The 20049-nt window shown below is 42.6% G+C and carries 17 protein-coding genes; 7 read left to right on the forward strand and 10 right to left on the reverse strand.

What is annotated here, in order from left to right:
* Positions 1-151: 151 nt before the first annotated feature.
* Entirely contained in the window at positions 152-670 is a 519-nt protein-coding gene (locus tag H2O73_RS19680; protein ID WP_182110632.1) for a metal-dependent hydrolase, read from the forward strand.
* Between the two features lie 90 nt (positions 671-760).
* Here the strand turns inward: H2O73_RS19680 and H2O73_RS19685 are convergent, their stop codons facing one another.
* The 4 genes from H2O73_RS19685 to H2O73_RS19700 all read right to left on the reverse strand — a co-directional run bounded on the left by H2O73_RS19685 (position 761) and on the right by H2O73_RS19700 (position 5385).
* Positions 761-1426, reverse strand: a complete 666-nt coding sequence (locus H2O73_RS19685; RefSeq protein ID WP_182110633.1) for a hypothetical protein — start codon at positions 1424-1426, stop codon at positions 761-763.
* 51 nt (positions 1427-1477) lie between these two features.
* Complete coding sequence (locus H2O73_RS19690) at positions 1478-2374, reverse strand: hypothetical protein (protein ID WP_182110634.1); 897 nt, start codon at positions 2372-2374, stop codon at positions 1478-1480.
* A 738-nt stretch (positions 2375-3112) separates the two neighbouring features.
* Positions 3113-4186: a ParB family protein gene (locus tag H2O73_RS19695; protein ID WP_182110635.1), complete on the reverse strand. Its 1074-nt coding sequence runs from the start codon at positions 4184-4186 to the stop codon at positions 3113-3115.
* Positions 4186-5385 carry a ParA family protein gene (locus H2O73_RS19700; RefSeq protein ID WP_182110636.1) on the reverse strand — a complete coding sequence of 400 codons (1200 nt, stop codon included), beginning with the start codon at positions 5383-5385 and terminating at the stop codon, positions 4186-4188. Before H2O73_RS19700 ends, H2O73_RS19695 begins: the two co-directional genes overlap by 1 nt.
* 413 nt (positions 5386-5798) lie before the next feature.
* Here H2O73_RS19700 and H2O73_RS19705 point away from each other — a divergent pair, with 413 nt between their 5' ends.
* The 3 genes from H2O73_RS19705 (at position 5799) to H2O73_RS19715 (ending at position 8505) form a co-directional block, all read left to right on the forward strand.
* The gene (locus tag H2O73_RS19705) at positions 5799-7280 is read left to right on the forward strand and encodes a hypothetical protein (protein ID WP_182110637.1); all 1482 of its coding nucleotides are present in this window, start codon (positions 5799-5801) and stop codon (positions 7278-7280) included.
* 10 nt (positions 7281-7290) lie between these two features.
* Positions 7291-8190 carry an NYN domain-containing protein gene (locus H2O73_RS19710; protein WP_182110638.1) on the forward strand — a complete coding sequence of 300 codons (900 nt, stop codon included), beginning with the start codon at positions 7291-7293 and terminating at the stop codon, positions 8188-8190.
* A 105-nt stretch (positions 8191-8295) separates the two neighbouring features.
* Positions 8296-8505 (forward strand): type II toxin-antitoxin system Phd/YefM family antitoxin, encoded by a 210-nt coding sequence (locus H2O73_RS19715; protein WP_182110639.1) that lies wholly within the window; start codon positions 8296-8298, stop codon positions 8503-8505.
* Between the two features lie 57 nt (positions 8506-8562).
* Here the strand turns inward: H2O73_RS19715 and H2O73_RS19720 are convergent, their stop codons facing one another.
* Positions 8563-10140 (reverse strand): DNA cytosine methyltransferase, encoded by a 1578-nt coding sequence (locus tag H2O73_RS19720; protein WP_182110640.1) that lies wholly within the window; start codon positions 10138-10140, stop codon positions 8563-8565.
* 415 nt (positions 10141-10555) lie between these two features.
* Here H2O73_RS19720 and H2O73_RS19725 point away from each other — a divergent pair, with 415 nt between their 5' ends.
* On the forward strand, positions 10556-12004 hold the full coding sequence (locus tag H2O73_RS19725) for an MvaI/BcnI family restriction endonuclease (RefSeq protein ID WP_182110641.1): 1449 nt from the start codon (positions 10556-10558) through the stop codon (positions 12002-12004).
* Between the two features lie 768 nt (positions 12005-12772).
* Here the strand turns inward: H2O73_RS19725 and H2O73_RS19730 are convergent.
* From H2O73_RS19730 to H2O73_RS19750, 5 genes are all read right to left on the reverse strand, one after another.
* The gene (locus tag H2O73_RS19730; protein WP_182110642.1) at positions 12773-13876 is read right to left on the reverse strand and encodes a Fic family protein; all 1104 of its coding nucleotides are present in this window, start codon (positions 13874-13876) and stop codon (positions 12773-12775) included.
* A gap of 98 nt (positions 13877-13974) precedes the next feature.
* Positions 13975-14517, reverse strand: a complete 543-nt coding sequence (locus tag H2O73_RS19735; RefSeq protein WP_182110643.1) for a recombinase family protein — start codon at positions 14515-14517, stop codon at positions 13975-13977.
* A gap of 135 nt (positions 14518-14652) precedes the next feature.
* On the reverse strand, positions 14653-15396 hold the full coding sequence (locus tag H2O73_RS19740) for a PDDEXK family nuclease (protein WP_182110644.1): 744 nt from the start codon (positions 15394-15396) through the stop codon (positions 14653-14655).
* A 36-nt stretch (positions 15397-15432) separates the two neighbouring features.
* On the reverse strand, positions 15433-16062 hold the full coding sequence (locus H2O73_RS19745) for a recombinase family protein (protein ID WP_182110645.1): 630 nt from the start codon (positions 16060-16062) through the stop codon (positions 15433-15435).
* 600 nt (positions 16063-16662) lie between these two features.
* On the reverse strand, positions 16663-17739 hold the full coding sequence (locus tag H2O73_RS19750; RefSeq protein ID WP_182110646.1) for a replication initiation protein: 1077 nt from the start codon (positions 17737-17739) through the stop codon (positions 16663-16665).
* A gap of 941 nt (positions 17740-18680) precedes the next feature.
* Between H2O73_RS19750 and H2O73_RS19755 the strand changes: the two genes are divergently transcribed.
* Positions 18681-19403: a hypothetical protein gene (locus H2O73_RS19755; protein ID WP_182110647.1), complete on the forward strand. Its 723-nt coding sequence runs from the start codon at positions 18681-18683 to the stop codon at positions 19401-19403.
* 43 nt (positions 19404-19446) lie between these two features.
* Positions 19447-20049, forward strand: a 603-nt coding sequence (locus H2O73_RS19760) for a hypothetical protein (RefSeq protein ID WP_182110648.1), incomplete at its 3' end; no start/stop codon positions are given.

Raw genomic sequence — 20049 nt, forward strand, 5'->3', positions numbered from 1 at the left:
CGGCGCACCGAGATGTGTTGGCGCATGAAGCCAAAATTGTGGAGCACCGCTTGGCGTTAGTGGCCTTGTGTGAAGACACATATAGCGATCAAGTGAACCGCTATTTGCAGCAACTGGCTTACTTACCTAAGGCACCCGAGGTGGCCGTTCCTTGAAGTGGCTAAACCATGGTTTGATTGCCGGTGCCGTGTGCGCGGTAATTTCACCACCTCATGTGCCGATTTGTATTGCCGGCGCGACGGCGCCAGATTGGTTGGAGTTTGTGTTTAAACTCAGCGGTAAACGCATTAAACATCGTGGCGTAACCCATATCTTTACCCACTGGTTAACCGCGGCACTCGCCACGTCCTTTATTTGGGATTATCAAGGCATAGGAATGGCATTCGCATGGGGTGGGGTGAGCCACATTCTCACCGATGCGATGACAGTATCTGGCGTGCCATTTTCGCCATACAGTGACAGGCGCTTTCATCTTTTTGGTGGGCGCTTTCGCACCGGCGACCCAATAGAGTACGCCATCGCGGCTGGGGTTGTTTTGGTCTGCATTGCATTGGCTCACTTAACCGGAGGGCAAGGCTTTGCGCCATTTTTCTACGATTGGTCAGGCATGTATGACAAAGGACTTATCGATGCTTTGGAGTGGAAAACTAATCGCTTCAGGCTGATTTAATTAGGCTAAAAGTTGTCAATGCTCAGCCTGAGCATTGACAACTTTTATGGCTGAATTTAGAACGGGGACTTGGATTACATGTGATATAGATTAGTACGCCCACGTGACCTTTCTTGTGACTTTGCCATTATCAAAGTGTTCTAGAAACTTCTGAGTATGTTTGATGTTGGTAGGGTCAATAAGGCTTTTAATTGCAAGGAGCAACAAAAAACTACCCAACACAATACAACCAATAAACCAAATGATGTTGAACGTAAAAAAGAGAGTTTTAAACAGACCTGCAGTATAAAACACCTTAAAAGCAATAATGAACAATATCGCTCCTACGAAGGATGAACCATAGTATTTGAACGCTTTCAAGAGATCGTATTTGTGCTTCTCAATACAAATGGCTTGCTTAGATCTGTATTTAGGAAGGAGCGAGAACTGCCCGTCATAAAAGGTGAGATATTGATAAGACGCTTTATATAAGTCAAACAGCTTTTGTCTTTGTGGGTGCGCCATCATGACCATGGCTTGGTCATACGAGATATGAACCTTGTACGTTCTTTCAAGTAGCTTTTCTATGGTGTAAGCGCTGCCAATATTGCTAAGGTCTTTCATGCAGTTGTGTAAAAGCTCAAGTTGTTTGATTTTGTACACTCGGCTGGAGTCCAAGATTTTGTGTAAACACTGAATTAAGACCATTACACCTAAAATAACCGAGCCAGGCTTGATCAACTCACCAAGAGTTTTGAATAATTCAGACGCTTCCATAAATTCCTCTAGCTAAATTTTCATCTTGTTAGGCAGGCTTTTGCCAATAAATTAGCTGTTTCTATAGAGCTGATTAAGGCGTGCTAAATTTACTTCATAAAGACCTTCGTATTCTTTATAGGTATCTTCACTGTAGGCAGGTTGTGTTTCGATGATCGTTTCTATTTGATTAGGGTCATCCTTATGATAACTCATAATCATTTTTACACCATTGGCATAATACATAGTGCGAATTCGTGAATCTATAATGTCATTTTTTAACTGTTTATTAGCTGCACTAAAATTACCATCACCAGCAGCTTTCTTCAGATGGTTGCAGAATGCAATATAAGGGCGCGTAATGTTGTTTTTTTGAACCATAGGAAGAGCTAAATAGCCAATAACAGCTCTCTTGATTGGAAGAAAGTAAACACCATCAATTTCGACGGCTTGTTGACGTTTGATTTCATCTTGGTCTGTTTGATAGCTCGTATACACAACATCGCTTAACCAACTAGGCTCCGGTTTGTCATGAGTATAAGTAGCCCCTAATAAGAATGCATGAGTCAATACAGATGCCTGCTTAAGAGATATATTAACCCCAAGTTCTGCCGGTGTGTTCTTCTCGGTAGCGAGATAGAAAGAAAGCTCTTGAGAGTAGCGCACTTCAAGTGATGTAAGCTGAGGTCCTTTTTTTACGTTGAAGGCATTGATACTTTTTGATGATACAGCGACAGAAGCAGCAAGAATTTCAGCTTCTGCAAGTAATTGATTGTTTAAATACTCACTGTCTTCTTTAAAAAGGTAAGGGATTTTTATTGTGATAACACCCGGACTATCTCTCACATTAGATGGAGGAAGATCTGCTAAGTTGGGATCCTGTTCTGCTTTAAATAATACTTTTACACAATAGTCGTCGTTTTCACGAGATATGAATGATGGTTGAGTATATAGAGTTAATGTATGCATATTTTTAGTTCAGATTGTTTGTATAGTTCATGTACTAATCTAACAATGGGATGTATCAACGGATAAAATAATTTGCCGTATTTTGTACTTATTAGAACAGAATCACACTTTTAATATGGAATGATAGGGAGGTAGGAAGGTTCACCTTCATATTTAGGGCTATGAATGAAGTGAGATAAGACGTTGATAAGTAAATTTATGCTTTGTATTGTGACGATTGCAGCGCCGCCGAGTATGGCGGATAGAACGGCTAGTAATGTGTTTCTATTAATCCCGCGTTGATATAACCAAAAAATACTAAAGCAGAGAGTAATGGATATTATTGTCAATATAAATGATAAGTAACTTGCTTTATGATTAATATCTGTGAATTCGTAAAGCAGTGGTGAGATGAGTAAAATATCACTGCATACCCAATAGACGGCAAATTCTTTCTTGCTGAAACCGTTACAATTGCAAATTTTTAGTAACTTATTATTTATAGTGTTCCTTATGTTTAAAATATGAATACTTAGATATGCCCAGCTTATCAAGACAATAGAACCAATTATTACAACACCAAGGAATAATTGAATAACATCGCCCATGATAAATTGTCCATAATAATAGGTAATCGATAATTATCTATTATTTGAATTATAAAGAAGTTGATGTAGATACATTCTTGAGTAATATTCGAGTATCGTCGTACAAAAACGCCAGCTAACTAGCTGGCGTTTTTGCTTAAAAGGGAAGGGCTTACTGATGATTTTTCAACACATCGGCAATCGCTTTATCCAACTCAGCTTGTAGCTCTTTAGATAATCGACCGAATTCATACGAGAAATTGCGACCTTTCACCTTCTTGCGCGCGAACATGCCTTTGCTGTCGAACTGGGCGAGGGGAGTCACTGCTGCAGTGTCTTTCTCTTGTTTTGCTTCGGCGATTTTTAGTTCGGATTTAATTGAAGCAATCAGCGAATCTTTAAGTTCTTCTTGGCTTTGCTCAGGCTGAGCATTGACAACTTTCCCCGCCACTTTTTGAATGAAACTGCTGAGCTTTTTACTGTCATTCGCAAAGACGTTCATTACTTTTGCCAGTACGGCATAGTCGGTATGAGATAGCTCATTCACCACTGGGAATAGGGCAATGAGCTTAGCGTCAATACTTGCGGCTTTTAACGCGCGACCAACTGCTTGGCGGCTAATGCCTAGAATTTGTGCCACTTCCTCTTGGGTGCATTCGCCACTTTCCATGATGGTTTTGCACTGCAAGCCGATCTCGCGCTGGTTATGCTCTTTGGCCGTTTGCAGCTGCTTTGCCAGTGCTTTTGCATCAGTAATTGAGATGTCATCTTGGGTGACAAGAATGCGGAACGTTTTTACACGGCCTTGCTGTAGCAAAAACCACGCTCGGCGACGAGAGCCGTCAAGCACATCAATTTTGCCATCAACTTCTCGCCCAACGGCTGGGTAGAACTGCTGAAACTCAAGCGAGTTTAAGTCTTCCAACGATTCTGCGGTCAGCATCGACTGATCTCTGCCATTAACATCGAAGGTTACTAGTGTATTGTCTCGAACCTGTTTGTGTGACAATGTCACTTCGTTAAAAGTAGCCGTTTGACCAGAAGCCAGTTGCCACACTACGTTTTGACCGACCGCTTCAATGCCAAATTGCTTTTGTAGGTAACTGCCTACCTGTTCACCTGCTTTCTCAATTTCCGCCGAAAGCTGTTTAGTTAAAGACTCTAAATTGGTTCTTGCGGCAGATTGCTGCGCTTCGATTGAACCGGGTGCATTACCAAGAGGGCTGCCGCCGCGTTTTTTTGCCATTATGCTTGCTCCTGCTCGCGCCAGACGTTGAGAATATCGCGCAAGATCTGGCTCGTCACTTCATAGCCATTTTGCTGCGCAGATTGGAAAGTTGCTTTGCTCTTTGGGTACTCACTTTTAGACATATCAAACACGGTAGAAAGCAATGATGAAGCCTGACGGATCGCTTCGCTGTGTTTGAACTCTTTCGAGTATAAGTACGGGCCAAAATAGTCGTACAAGTTGTTCATCAACTCGGTGGTAGTTGAGCTGTCACGGTGGTTGGTGAGCAATATTTTCATAAAGTCATAACCGGGGTGATTGGCGTTCTCGAGTAGCGCCCAAACTTGAGGAATGTAGCTGAAGTACGAGCACGTCGCGTCGATATCATTTTCAGTAATAGAAAGCGGGAATACCACAGATGTAGCCGCAAAGTACGCGTTAAATGTGGCGTAGCCAAGTGATGGCGGCGTATCAATAATGATGATATCAAACTCATGCTTTACGCTATCAATGATATCGCTCAGTAGTGAGTAAGGGGAGGGCAGTTGGTGGCTGAAAACATGCTCGTGAAACCAACCTTCCATTGCGCGATCACTTTGCGCTGCAGGTAGAATACGTAGGTTAGGTACCGTGGTTTCTAAAAAGGCTTCACTGACGACTTGTTCAAAGGTTTCTCCTTCATCTAGGTCGAAGTTACGCATCATCAAGTCACCAACCGACAGATTGCCTTCTTGCTCGGCCTCTGGTGCGTAGTACATTGACAGTGTCGCCTGGCCGTCCATATCAATCAGACCAATGCGGTACTCTTGGTGAAATTCAGTCGCAAGACCTGACGCTATAGTCGCGGCAGAGACTGTTTTACCCACACCACCTTTTTGGTTTTGGATCACCATCACTTGTGCTTGCTGTTTATCGCTACGCACAAACTTAGGCTCTTTACGCAGAGCTTCCGGCAACAAGTCACGCACACGATACATCTCAGCAATATCAATCGACCATTGTGAGTCTTCATGTCGACGCGGGTCGATATCAGCCGCTGCAACGTATTTGTCTAGCGTTTTGGCGTCAATACCAAGGTAAGCCGAGGCTTCTGCACGCGTGTAATTGCGCAGTTCTTTGCGGTGATTGGCGAGTAAACGTAAGTTACGGCGTTTGATGTAGTCATCCGCACCTTGTTTAAGGTGTTGAAAGTCCTGAGTGGTGTGTTGGGTATCCATTTCTATCTCCATAAAGGAATTAGAAATAGTATATCCCTTAATTTTTGAGGTTAACAGTGAAAAATGAGGGAGTGAGTGCAAACTTAGACTTGAATAGGAAAATATGAGTTTATAGGTTTTTTATAGGCTAAATATATAAGACAAATACTAGAAAAGAATCTTTTTTACCCGAGGGCGATAAGGAACTGAATAGTTGGCGATAAAATGGATTATTTGCTCTCTGATTCGAATAATTTGACCAATATTACGCGATTAATAGTGTTTTTTGCTAAATTTAAATATAGGTATTTTAATTGGTATTAATAGGTGATTTATAAGTAAAAATTTATTTCCCGATCGCTTGAAACTTACAGGGAATAGTGCAAAAGTATAGTTAAAACAGGCACTTACAAATTGACGATTGAGAGGCAAAAATGACAGGTAAAAATAGTAAACAGGAACGAGATTTTAACCGTATTCAGAAGAAGGCTCTTCTTAGAATAGCAAGTCGTACCGATAATATAGATGAGTTGCTCTATCCACATCAACCTGTTGATGACCGACACCCACACACTCAAGAAGTTATCTTATTAGCGGAAGAGCGTGGCTGGAACCAAGAGAAAATAGCGACCAGCTGTGGTGTGTCACAGCCTGTAGTGTCTGGTTGGAAGCATGGTGATGGAAAAGCTACGCTACAACAAATCATGCCACTGATTAGACAGCTATCCCCAACAGGACCTGGGCATGAATTTTACGCTTGTAATATTGTCGATAAAGTCAGCCTGACTCTCCCGGAAAACTGGGAAATTCAGATGCTCGCCAAAAGAGCCAGATGCTCACCGAATGCTTTGCAAACGGCATTGTGGGATAACATTCAACAAGAGGTTATCGAAGAGTTTGAGCAACAAGAGCAATTGCTTCAAGAAGAGCATCTCCGTTTGGATAAATTTATTCAACAAGTGTCCGAGACCCAACCTTTGATGGAACAAGAGTTGGAAGAGAATAAAAACGTAGAAGAAGAGTACCAACGAGCGGTCGCTAAACTGCTTAATGATAACCCCACATACGCTCAACTTGATGAAGAGAGCCAGCAGCTATTAGTCAGTAACAAGCTCGCGAGTCCAGAGCTGAATAACCGACACCAAAACAGATTTTCTGGTCTGAAAACGAAGATTTTAGATTTATACCCACAACTTACTGAACAGAATCTATTGGCAGAACTCGAGCAACAAAAAAACGACGTAGTGGAAAAACTTGCGGCTTTTCAAGCAGAGAGAGATGAAGCCGTTACGACTGCTTTACAACAACGCAGCCCACTTAATAAGTTTGAGCAAAGTGCTTTTCCTTTAACAATAGAAAAAAACTTACAAGGTGAACTCAAAGAAGCGGAAATAACTAAACTGTGCGAAATGATCTTCAAGCAACAGAAACACTACGCGATAAACGTAGAAGTTGAAACGCAAGATTACTGGGATCGATATAAAAAAATTAATATAGATGAGCCCGCACAAGAGCTATTTGAGCAATACGTTAACTCACTAATATTCGATATAAAGACGGAAGAGATTCACCTCTGTGGTAGGTACGTACTCAGCACACCAACCACAGTTGATGACGATTATTCACATGGCGGCGAGCCTTCCTTAGCCAAACAAGAGCCTTGGTTTAAAAAAGAAGTCGGTGAGACGGGTTACACCTTAGATCTATTCTGTTTGCATAGCCAACGTTTAGCGTTGGTTCATGGGACTTATCAATATGATCATAAAAAGCATTTCTTCGTTCTTAAAGAATTCGCCACGCTTGATGCGCTTTTAGAGTATGTAAAACCGATCTTAAATGAAGAAGAGCAACAAAATTGGAAGCAACACCTAATGGAAATGGGTTATACCACCTCAACCGCAAGAGTCGTTTACTAAAGGAATGATTATGCTACCTAGTCTCAATTTCGCCATCTTGGTTGATGGCGAGAACGCGCAAGCGAAAAAATACATGGATGTACTTGGTGAGGTCAGCAGTAAAGGCAGCATTGCTATTAAATGGATTTATGCCGATTGGACCAACCAAGCAAACAAAGGCTGGGAAGGGGTGGTGCGTGAAACCGCCTCTAGTCCAAAGCAACAATTTCACATATCGAAAGATGCGGCAGACCATGCGCTAATCATGGATGCCATTGAGCTGATTTGTACCAATGAACGCATCAATGCCATTTGTATCGTTAGTAGTGATGGGGGTTTTGCCGGTTTAGCGCAGCGCGTAAGAGAGAAAGGGCTGCATGTCATGGCAATCGGGCAAAAACATACGCCAGAACACTTTCGTAATGCTTGCCATAACTTTGTTTATGTCGAGAACTTAAACCAAGATGACGAAGAGCCAAAAGACGAAACCGAAGAGAACGGCAGTGCGCTTGAGCCGTTACTTTTGAAAGCCTATTGGCAACTCGTTGGAGACGGTGACAACGTATACCTCGGTGATCTCGGTACCAAAATCAAACAGCTAGATAGTGCGTTTGACTCCCGAACTTACGGTTACGCTTCTTTGAAAAAGCTAATCAAGAATTGCTCCGAGCAACTGATTATTGATAGTGAGCAGGAAGACCGCTGTTTTGTTCGCCTCGCCTATGATGAAGGTAAAATTAAAGCCACGCCGGCAAAAGGGAACAACTTTGCGTTCTTAATACATAACGGGCAAGAGTTTTACTTTAAGAAAGGCGATTTACTCAGCAGTGCGCAGTGGAAGAACATTAAAAAGAACCAGGCCGTGAGCTTTCAACGAGCGTCAAAGCAACAAGGGAAATCACCATGCGCGACGAATGTTAAGCTGGTTTGATTACCATAATCGACTGGTGTGAAGAGGGGATAAACCCCCTTAGCACAACAAAAGAACATTGTTCGCCATGACGTTAATAGTTAACATAGTTTCAGGGAGACACTTATGAAATCTATAACTACTAACGTTGCGGCGTCACAATTCAAGTCACTTATCGAGCAAGCTCAGCATGAACCGATTGAAATAAAAAAATATGGCACACCAGTCGCTGTAATTATGTCAATTCGTGAATATAACGCACTAAAAGCAGAAAAAATCCAATTAGAAATGGAGTGTTTAAAAATGCGTTTAGATGTAGCAGACAAAGAATCGTAACATTACTTATGTATTTGTAATAAAGGAAGATAAGTTGCTTTACCTTCCTTTATATAACTAAAGTAAACGAGCTATACATTCACCTAATCGCAATCCTAGTAACGGAGGAACGGCGTTACCAACTTGAGTATATTGCGGGACTTCAAATTTACGCATTTGACCGCCAGTCGTAACTTTCGATCGGAACACGAAGTTATCAGGGAAAGATTGGATCCGCGCCATTTCTCGTACAGTCAATACGCGTAACTCATGCTCATCGTAGTGACATGCATCATCAGGTATAGACAACGCAGCTGGAGCCGGCGAATTAGCGATTAACGCTTTTTGTGTCTGTTTTCTAGTAGGATGTGCTTGTAAATACTCTATGAAATCAATCTCTTGATCGAAAAAAGCAAGTGTGCCGGCAGTTTGCAGATAATGATATTGACGGCATTGAGCCCAAACGCCATCAGGCAAACTGGTACTTTCTCCACGCAACACTGCAAAAATAGCTTTCGTAACCGCACGATCATCAATATCACTCAATACTTGATATAACCTAAAACGGCGCTGAACAACCTCTCCATTATTTCTCAATTCATGGTTTTGTATCCCACGACGTTGAGGAAGAAGGTTAAATGTCGCGTTTAGTTCTTGTACAAACGCAGATGCTTCTGATGGATTATTCTGCTTTAAATCATCTAATGCTTCTAAGACACTGACCGTATCATTATTAACAAGATCAGCTAAAAAAGATTGAGCCAACAAAGCACGATCACTCGCGTCATTCACATCAAAATAATCTAAATGCCCAAATGGAAGCAAACTTCCATGCTCTTGAACTAAATTATAAAAATCATATGGCTGGGAAAACAACTGTTCATTAGGTGACCCCACAGCAAACTGAGCCGCTAACATTTGATAATGATCGTGGCGAACCGCTATCATTATGAATCTAGGACGATTTTGAGCAATGCCGACATAACGAGCATTGATATGCAAGCAAAGAGGTACATAACCAATTCCAGCGAAGGCTTTCGCTACTTCATACCAAGCATGGAAAGACGACCCATCCTCGTCTTTAAAAGCTCGTAAGATACCCGTTACGTTTTCAAGTAAAGCAATTTTAGGTTGAGTATGAGCAACAAACTTTGCGAACTCCCAAGGAAGTGTATTCTTGTCGCTATGCCTCTCACGCAACCCTGCCATACTAAAACTTTGGCATGGAGGACCACCAGAAACCAAATCTAACCCTCTTTCATGACCAAAACTGGTTCTTAGCATATCAACTAACTGAGGGTTCAAATCCAATAGGTTATTTAATTCAACAATACTTCCAACAACCAATTTACCCTGTATATCCTCCAGATTTTCTGGCAAATCAGAAAAACCGTTGTCCGAGGTAATGGCTGGATAGGTAAATGGATTTTCACGAAGACGCTTTTTTAAGCTATCAAAATTACTGTTAAGCCAAATTGTACGAACCGGTTTTTCACCATTGTTAGCTAACTCTTCTAAATTCTCATCCAGAAAATTATAAGCAAATGATTCAGCTGCCATTGGGGACAATTCATTCGCCAAAGTTAACTCATAACCACAATGTTTGAGACCTAATGACAGACCTCCGCAGCCAGAAAATAGTTCGATATGATTCACAGAAGTTTCACTCTTTGATAGTAATGGCATGGATTCTATTCAAAGCGACTGAAAAAGTCCAGGGTTAATTAACCTAAATCCTCAATAATTCCTCTTGATATAAGCAATTTGACTCACAGATATAATGTAATGTATTGTTTATTAAGGCTTACGAGAGAAGCCCGCTTGCATTGTAAAGACCCCTTCAGGTCCTCTCTGTAGATAAATCAGCCTTCGTGTTGGTGTTTATTTGCAGTTGCGGGCAACTCAATTCAAACAACCCTCCGCTATTTATCTGCCTAGACATTCGTTTAGGTGGTCCCTGTGCCCCACTTTTATGGATGCCAAATTCAGGTTGATTTGGGGAACCTACTCAAGAACGCATCTGCGAACCCAATGTTTCTATTAACGGCACATATAAACTTTAGGGTCCATGATGAATACACCTAACACCAATCTACCTAGCGTAGAAAGAATCAAGCAACGCGCTAAGAAATTGAAGAAAGAGCTCGGTATAACACATACCGAAGCACTAAGAGTGATCAGCAATACTTTTGGCTTCAATAGCTGGGAAGCCTTCCAAAATGAACTTAAAAAAAATGACCATGCTGACCTAGCAACTCCCCCTCCAACAACTGAATTCGTAGCTTATGATGATGTAATCATGAGTGACCATGACTATGACGAACTTGATCACGAACGGGTAGAAGAGCTTCCTTTTGATCTAAAAAAACGCATATCAGAAAACAAGAAACAGTTAACCAAGCTCGGGGTAGAGTTCTCAATTTTTGAGCCAACTATAACCGGTCTTAAAAAATCCATCTTAGATGCAACTCAACCTGTTCGAACACATTTTGAAATTGAACGATTCCATTTTTACTGGGAACAAGGTCAAGGACCTGAGCATAAAATTCAAACAGATGCGGTTTTCTTGAATGACCACTCAACTACGAAATCGACGGCGAGTTTTTATAGACCAAAAACTAAAAAAGGCGACCCTCGAATGTGGTTTCGTGGACTATCAAACTTTGCTAAGGCGGGCGACCAAATTGCAATCGTTATTCACGATGCAAATCCTTACCTTCTCAACCTGAGTGATATCGAGCTTGAAGCATCTTTAGCAAGAGAAGCCTCTCATATAAAAAATTTCTTCTCGTATGTACAAACTGAATACAACAGCGTTGCTGATGAGCTACTTAAAAAGCTAAAAGTGTTAGCGAAGGCACCTTTTGCATCAATGCGTTCCGGTGATACTGCTATTGGTTTTACTTTAGAAGCGAAGTTAGACATTAACGCCAATTCAAGTAAACAGCCTGATTATAAAGGGATCGAGATTAAATCTGGTCGAGGAGCGAAAACCAGAACGACTCTATTTGCACAAGTCGCTGATTGGGAAAATAGTCCTTGTAAAAAGAGTGCTGAAATACTTAATAAATATGGATACGAGCGAGGCGATGACTTTAAGTTGTACTGCACCATATCAACAAAGAGAGAAAACTCGCAGGGATTACGCTTTATCTATGATCAAACGAAAGATGAACTCCAAGAATGGTACAACAATGCCGATCTTGTTGCCGTATGGCCTGGAGACTTACTGAGACATCGCTTGAAAGAAAAACATGCTGAAACGTTTTGGGTAGAGGCTACAAGCGAAGTTATTAATGGTGTTGAATATTTCCAACTCAAGCGAGTGACGCATACACGCTCGCCAATCATGAGCCAACTGATGCCCCTCATCCAGTCTGGTGTAATTACTATGGATCACTTGATAAAACGAAATGCCAAAGGACGCGTAAGCGAAAAAGGTCCTCTGTTCAAAATTAACAAAAGTGATTTGGAATTACTCTTTCCTACCCCTGTAGTTTATGAATTGGGAACGGATTAAAGGGGACTTAGTTTAGACCTTTGCCAGTCTAACTAAGATAACTAAAACCCACCACGACACGACCACCGCTGCGCTATTAACTAACAAGTGATAAAGCCGGTTAAGCATAAAGACTCACCATAACCGCTGCGCTCATTTCCCCAAAGAACGGGGCGCAGCATTGGGTGGGCGGGGGATGTGGTGGGAGCCCATAAAACAACTGGTGTATTTTATGGATTGACCGGCACGGGCAACAAAAAAACTGCCGCAAGTGACACAACCCTAGGCGAAATACGAAACGATGGCGCATGGAAACTCGCCGTTTGTGTTTTGATGCGCCCACTCCTACCCTGCTTTGCCGGTTTTCAGGCAAGGCAGATCAAAAATGCCAGCTTGGCTGGCTGCACTAGAGCACGCCTTACCAGTGCGGTGGTGAAAAATTTACACATAATGTCCAATAATGCCTGTAGTTGCTCAGTGCTCGGCAGCTTGCTGACGATAAGCACGTGCAATTGCGCATTATTCCACATTATGTTGAATTTGAACTGCAAGCCCCAAGCTTGGGGGATGGGGTTGGCTGCTCTTCAAGGTAAGAGATCTTTTCAGCGGCCTTGCTACGGAAGACTAAGCGTAGCCGCCTGAGTGGTGATGACGTTTATGTGATGGGCTGTGTCGCGTAGCGTCACGAGCTTAGCCTATTACATGCGTTTTCGTGTTCACCACTGAGTAGTGGCAAGTTTAGGCTGGAGTGGTTAGCAAGGCCACCTTTTTTCTCTGTGGTTTTCAGCGCTAATCCGTCGGCAGGTGGTAACGCGTGCTACGACCTCCAGAGTCGGATTTCACAAGGCATTTCAACTCAACCAACGTCGCTAAATGTCGCGTCGCCGTCGGCTTACTCACTTTCGCCACTTTATGGTACTGACCAGTATTAATACCATCTTCAAAGTCGCCATCTAACATGCGATTGAGCACTTTTACTTGCTCTGCCAACAGTTTTGTTTGATCGACATGACGCCAAAAATTGGTTTTATAAACGGTCTGGTCTATCTCCTTAAGTGCTTCTGCAAAAGTTTGTTCCAGAGTATTAAAAAACCATTCCAGCCAAGGTGTTATATCCATCCCACCTTTTTGGGTTTGCTCTAAGATCTCGTAATAACTTTTACGATTGGCCAATATACCCACTGACATGGCATAAAAACGCACCGATTGTTGCTCAGCTTGCGCCAGGGCTAAATCTGTCAGCAATCGGGTGATCCGTCCATTACCATCATCTAATGGGTGCAGTGTCACAAACCATAAATGGGTGATCGCCGCTCGTAATAATGGGTCAAAAGATACATCTTGTTTAGATGTATTAAACCACGCGACAAATTGCGCTAACTCGCCATCAAGTATTGCCCGTTGCGGAGCTTCAAAGTGCACCACTGGGCGATCAATTCGACCAGACACGACTTGCATTGGTGCGTCACCGCGTAACTGACCGCCAATCACGGGGTTAAACATAGTGTAACCAGTTGGAAATAGTCGGTCATGCCAATGAAGGATACGGTCGAGTGTAAGGGGGGTTTCTAAGTTTTCGACCGCATCAAGCATGATTTCAGCTAAGCCATCGGTCTGCTCGGTGGTCGGAAATGGGCGCTCTTCGCTGATCCCGAGCTTATTGGCTAGTGAGGAACGCACTGAAAACGCATTGAGCTTCTCACCTTCGATTGCACTCGAATGAACAATGTTCGCCAGCAAGGTATCGAGCATAGTTTCGGTGGCATCTTGCGATTGGCTGGTCATTTTACCAAGCAAAATCCCCTGTTTTAAGCGAACGTCACGCAAGCGTGGTTCGATAACCGTGTTATCCCAGGTAAACGTTGGCCAGTGTTGTTGTTGCCAGATCCACATTCGAGCACCCTATTCTTACGACAATATGATTCGATAATCTCATCTATTCTAATCATATTATGATTTGAATAAGGAAAATAATCAAATCAACGTGAGTGCTACTGGTCTAAAACCTTATACACCGTCGTTCGGCTACACCCAAGCTCTTTGCTGATCGCATGCTTGTTCATTCCTTCGCCTGCAAGCTCTTGAATGCGTTGGTGAAGCGTCTTATCAGGAAATCGGCCGAGGTGCCTTCCTTCGGCTCTGGCGCGCTCCCTACCCTCGTTACAGCGCTGTAAGATGCGTTTTCTTTCCATTTCCGCGAAGGCGGAAATGGTGGTGTAAATGACTCGGCCAACATCGCTGTTGATATCCAGATCCCCTAAGTCATGAAACACCAAGCCGGCATTTTTTTCCGCTAACCGATCGGCGATTTGTAAGGCATCAATGGTGTTACGCGCAATGCGGTCCACTTTGGTGACGTGAATAACGTCCCCTTCTCGCGCAAACTCTAACAAATTATTCAGCTGCTCTCGGTCTGACGATTTACCGCTGGCTTGTTCTTGGTAAATTTTTTCACAGCCAATGGCATTGAGTTGTTCTAACTGAACATTGAGGTTTTGTTCTTGGGTGCTGACACGCGCGTAGCCGATTTTCATCAAATGAGCCTTAAGTTGAACATTAAGATAGCTTCACATTAGTGTACATGTTCAGTTGCTACTTGAAAGACTATTTGAACAGTTTTGTGAATCGCTGAGAGCTATGTCCATAAAGTTACACCTTTATGGACATGGTTAGTTATAATCATTAAGCACTAATAGCATTTCATATGTTTTTAAAGAAACCTTATCACTCATCTTACAAGCCATCGCGAGCGAGTAGTCAACTTCACCACAGACGATAACTCCTTTACTCTCAGTTTCAGGAAACTTCTCTGCTAGCAAAGCTAAATACATCGCTATTTGCCCAAACACCTTAAAATCAGCAGTGCCAGCTTTAAGCTCTACAGCAAGTAACTCTTTTGATACTTGATGTTCTAAAAGTAAGTCTATTCGTTTGCCATTGATACAATACTCAACACCTTCTAAAGTGCCTTCTCCATAAATCTGATAGCCCGGAAAAAGGGACTCTACTTGCAGTATCATGGAAGACTGTAAGTCTCTCTCATACGAAAAATTGAATACCGTATTATCATCAGAATTAATTGGTTCTTCTTCATCTTCAACAGAGGTAATTAACAAATCTTCAGAGTCAGAGCCCATCTCCCACTCCTTGCGATAACGATAGAAAGTAGCAACGGCGTTTCTGATTGTACCGTTACCTTTACTACCAAAATCACTAAACCGCCCATTTAGGGAGTAGTCTTCCTTTATCGAACGTAATAACTCAATATCAAGCAGACGAAATAGATCTACATTTTGCTGTGAGTAAGTTGAATAATGGTTGGAGACTTTGTTTATCGATTGAGCATATTGGTATGCCGTATTTGGTTTTTTCTGTTCTTGCGTAATCATCCATTTTTCAAATGATCTTTTCATGAACCTAGCCCTGCAAAAAAAGTTATTTGCTAAAGCTTAGCGAGTTCTTTCAGTTTTTTGAGTGCCAGAACTCAACTTTTTACGTTTGATGTAATCCCTTAGTGTACTAGGTGCTTCATCTATCAGTTTGGCGGTTGGGCGTATGCCTAACCCCAACTTGAGGTACTTCTCTATTTGGTCGCGTTTTGGGTCTAGCTTTAATTTTTCCGCTTGACCTTTTGGCCTGCCGAGGATCATGCCGTCTTTCTTTCTCGCGGCTAGGGCTTCTTTGGTGCGCATCGAGATAAACTCTCGCTCGATTTCAGCTGCCAACCCAAGAACGGTGGCGGTAATGCGTGCTTGCATGGAGCCATCGAGCTGCATGTTCTGTTTGGCGATATAAACATTAATGCCTTTATCCATACACACTTCAAGCACTTCCAATACTTGCAGTGTTGAGCGTGCAATTCGGCTTACTTCAGCAAAGATCAGCTTATCCCCTGCACCCATGCCTTCTATCAGATTGCCAAGTTTACGTTCATGCCATTTCTTTTTGCCGGTCACCACATCTTCTACAAACTGTAAGTCAGCAATGCCGAACTTATTGCAATATTCATAAATGCCGTGTTTTTGGTTGGCGACATCCTGGCTATCTGATGAGACTCTTAAATAGGCATAGTTGCTCATACATTTTCCTTTTGTGATTGAGATTGGTTATAGCAATCTTGCTTAGGAAGAGAGTATGGTTTGCTTTGAAATGTGATCAGAAAAAAAAGAAAAGCTTGTTGGCGATTGTGGGAAACTGAGTAAATCTTTGATTTTCCAGTTATCCACAATGACTATAAAGATCTATATATATCTATTATTACTATTAAACCTATAAATACTATAAGATCTATAGGGTGTGTAACTATTTGTTTTTAATAGAAAAAAACACCGGATATGATCCTATTTTAGGTGTATAAATAACACATTTTAGGTGTTCATGATCCTATTTTAGGCTTATATGATCACTTATTAGGTGTATAGATGACACATTTTAGGTGTTTATGATCACTTATTAGGTATATAGATGACACATTTTAGGTGTTGATTGGTATTAGATGACGATTTTTAGGTTTACTCAGCCATTAAGTGACATTTATTAGGCTCGTGAGGCGTTACCTCATCGGTAACCAACACATTTTAGGCTTTAAACTGGGTTCTAGACCTAAAATGTGTCATCTATCACGGGTGTAACCTAATTTCTGTCATTTTTGAGAGTGAAATACCTAGATTGTGTCACTTTTAGTAATCGGGATTATCGCTGAGTTCTGACAAAGTATCGATTTTCTCCAGTAAAGAATCGAGAGCTTGTTGGCTGTCTTCGGATTCTTGGCTATCTTGCTGGAGATGGCGCTTAGACAAGCTTTCTTCTACTTTTAACGCCAGTTCATCTTTACCGATATAACGGTAAGCGATCGCTAAGGTTTCAAGTTCAACATCGCTAAGGCGTACATTATTTTGTAGCCGTTTTATCTCTAATTCTTTGATGGTCTTCATCGCATCATGTTGGTTTAGTTCATCAATCGTGCCGAGTTTTAACCAACGGAAGATGAATTTTATCCCCGTGATGGTTTTGCCTTTTTTGATCAGCTCGAAGCCTTTGTCACCTTTGTCGCTCTCTAAGAAGAGCAGTTCTTTACTTATTTGCGGATGCTCTGAGAGTTCTTTGATGCTTTCACGAACACAGCGTTTCATGAACACACTGTTATTTTTGAATGAGATTTTGTCTTTCTTCAGTTTTCCTGCTTCATCGAGAAGACCAAATACCCCTTTTAGCTCATCGATTTTTTGCTGATGCATTTCATAGCCTTTGTCTTTAAAGCGGCTAAGGAGTTCATACAGACGTTTGGAGTATTCTTTTTTAACATCAAAGAAATTGCGCGTATTGATCAACGCAAAGCCTTGGTTATATTCAATGTACTCGGGTTTTAGCATATCGTTTGGCACCATGGTTAAGACACTGTTCTTATAGGCGATATGCTTGAATAAAGGGCGGTAATCAAATTCGATATCCCCTTTTTGGGTTTCGACTTTGATGCCAATTTTACGGCTTGCTAAGCGGTTGGCGACGGGGCTTAAGTTGCTGCCAATGTGCTTTGATTCAAGGCCGAGCCATTCAGAAAGTTGATGCGAGGTAAACTCGTAATGAGGGGTGCTGGTTTCCCAATCGGATGTTTTCATGTGGGCGATCATCAGTGCAAACATATCAGCCTCTCGTGCCGACAAATCCTGTCGACTGAAAACCAGTTGATGCCCTTTCTTAATATGTTTGGGTAGATTGTCGCTCACGACTGGGTAGTAATATTCTTCTTCACTCATCACGGTTACACCTAACAAAATCTAGGCTTATTATGACATCATTTAGGTGAGAAATGCAGTAGAGCACCTAAATTTTGTTATCTATGTTGTGACGCACACGGTTTGTCTTAGATAAATGCAATTCATAAGATTGTTAAGATCAGATCTTTCTCTGTGGATCGGATCTCGCCGTTTCCGTTTTGTCGCCAATATGTCCCCCGTTATACGTTCAAAGAGACCTTCTTTTTTTTGAGGAACGCTTAACGAAGCAAAATAATTGAGTGACTTACTCACTTGGTCGTTGCGGGATCAGACGCCAGCGACGTGAAATAAATGGGTGGCATTTAGGCTTGTCTAAATGAAATAAGAGTAAGTGACAATGTAATGCCGTCTTACGGGGGACGCGATTGACCAATGGTGTTGTGTGGACAATTGATAAACGGGTTAACAAGTGATGCCTGGCTGTTAGGTTGATTTAGTTGGTACACAGACCAGTCTAGGAAAGGGAAGAGAGTAACGCCTCAACCTGCAGCGGTGCGGCGAGCCGTGTGACTATGCCCAGCCTTAACTAATCTGTCACGTAAATACGCACCTGATAATGCATTATATTGAAAAACCAACATCAAATAGAGAGTCGGATCTTGGGTTGACGCTAACGCTTTTGTGTTGCATCACCCAGCCCCGTCTTAGACCCCTTATGGGCGAAATAAACGGTCGTTACTTTTGTGCACCTCCCTATCCTTCTTTTTTATCATCCCTATCATCATTTATTTACCCCTTACTTTTGATTTAATTTTTTTTCTGTCGCGCAGAATTAACAGCGGGGAACCGTGCGCATTTTGGGCTGAACTCTTAACAATAAACAACGCAGTTGCATTGGATTTGACGCTAGACCCCAAGCTGAAAAACGGCGCTTTTTTTCCGTGGCGTGAGGCGTATGGTGGAGTTGAGGACAAGACACTATGCGATTTTTGAAACTACGAACGGATCACAATAGAACTCGCAAAGATGGCGCTCGGTACGTGACGCCCTTGGTGGTTGATGCACCGCGCCGGTTTGCGCCTAGTCGTGATCGAAAGGAAACCAGCTTGCGCCGTAAACAGTGCCAGCTCATCACAGGTGCGCACGATTCGGGGAAGAGTCGTTGGTTAACGCGTTTGAGAGAGAGTCGGCACGAAATATGGGGACGAAAATCTCAGCCAGTTTTGCTAGAAGGGCTGATGCCTCTGTCTAGTTGGGTCGAAGTGAAAGGAATCGAACAATGGTATGCAAAACGCTGTGGAGACGATAGCCAAATGGTGATCTGGCATAAACTCAACTTGCAGCAGAAGGCAGACTTATTGGGCGATTATTTAATGGAAACCCAGTCCTTACTTTTTATCGATGACGCGCATAAGTTGACGGGGCGAAAAGCTCAAGTCGCGAGGAAATGTTTACTCTCAGCAAAAATTTGGTTGATGACCAGTAGTGAAGAAGGTCGCTTGCCCCCTTCCATTCGCCCTATCGTTGAACGACGAGACCCACAGCGAACCAATTTAGAAAGTGACGTGAGTTATGACACCACCAAAGCGTTGATCTGGTTTATGGTGGCAATGTGCGTGGTGGCCGGTGCATGGGAAGCGGGCGCGGTGATTGGCGGTTTGCAGATGCTTGGCAGTGGACGGAGATCAACCCGTGCTGATTAGCTTTGCTGTTTTCATTACCTTGATCTGGGCTTATGGCGATGCAATGGCAGCGGATTGGGGGATTGAAACCCCTTGGCAAGAACCAACGGTGCCAGCACCGGAAATCAAACCGTTTGAGTTGCCAACACTAAAAGGCAGTTCTCCTCATTACAACACCCCTACTCCAGCGTTAAAACCGGCACCTCAGATTGACCCTGACCGTATTTTTCAAACCGTATTGAGTTGCTACCCAGAGAAGAGCAAATTTAAGTTAGATTTGAATTTGGTTGCGGGTATGAAAACCAATCTTGATGAATACAGCAGTGATGATTGGCCGGAAATTTCTGAGCACTATATTGGTATTGTCGGCAAAATGCCGCTCTACTCTTCGACGGAACAATCACGCGAACGGCAATGGGAATACCAACGCCGTACCTCAACGGCCACTTCTGTCGCAGGCTTTACTCAAGCTTTAGCGGATCGCAATTATGCTTATCGATTAATGGGGCTGTACCTCTCATTAGAGGCGCGTTCTCAGCGGCGCGTAGCGCAGGGGGTTGCCAATGTAACCGAGCAGGTGACATTACTTGAAAAAGTGGCCACGGCGCACCGAGATGTGTTGGCGCATGAAGCCAAAATTGTGGAGCACCGCTTGGCGTTAGTGGCC

Origin of the sequence: Vibrio marinisediminis (assembly GCF_014050145.1) — a bacterium.
In the GTDB taxonomy this organism is placed as follows: domain Bacteria; phylum Pseudomonadota; class Gammaproteobacteria; order Enterobacterales; family Vibrionaceae; genus Vibrio; species Vibrio marinisediminis.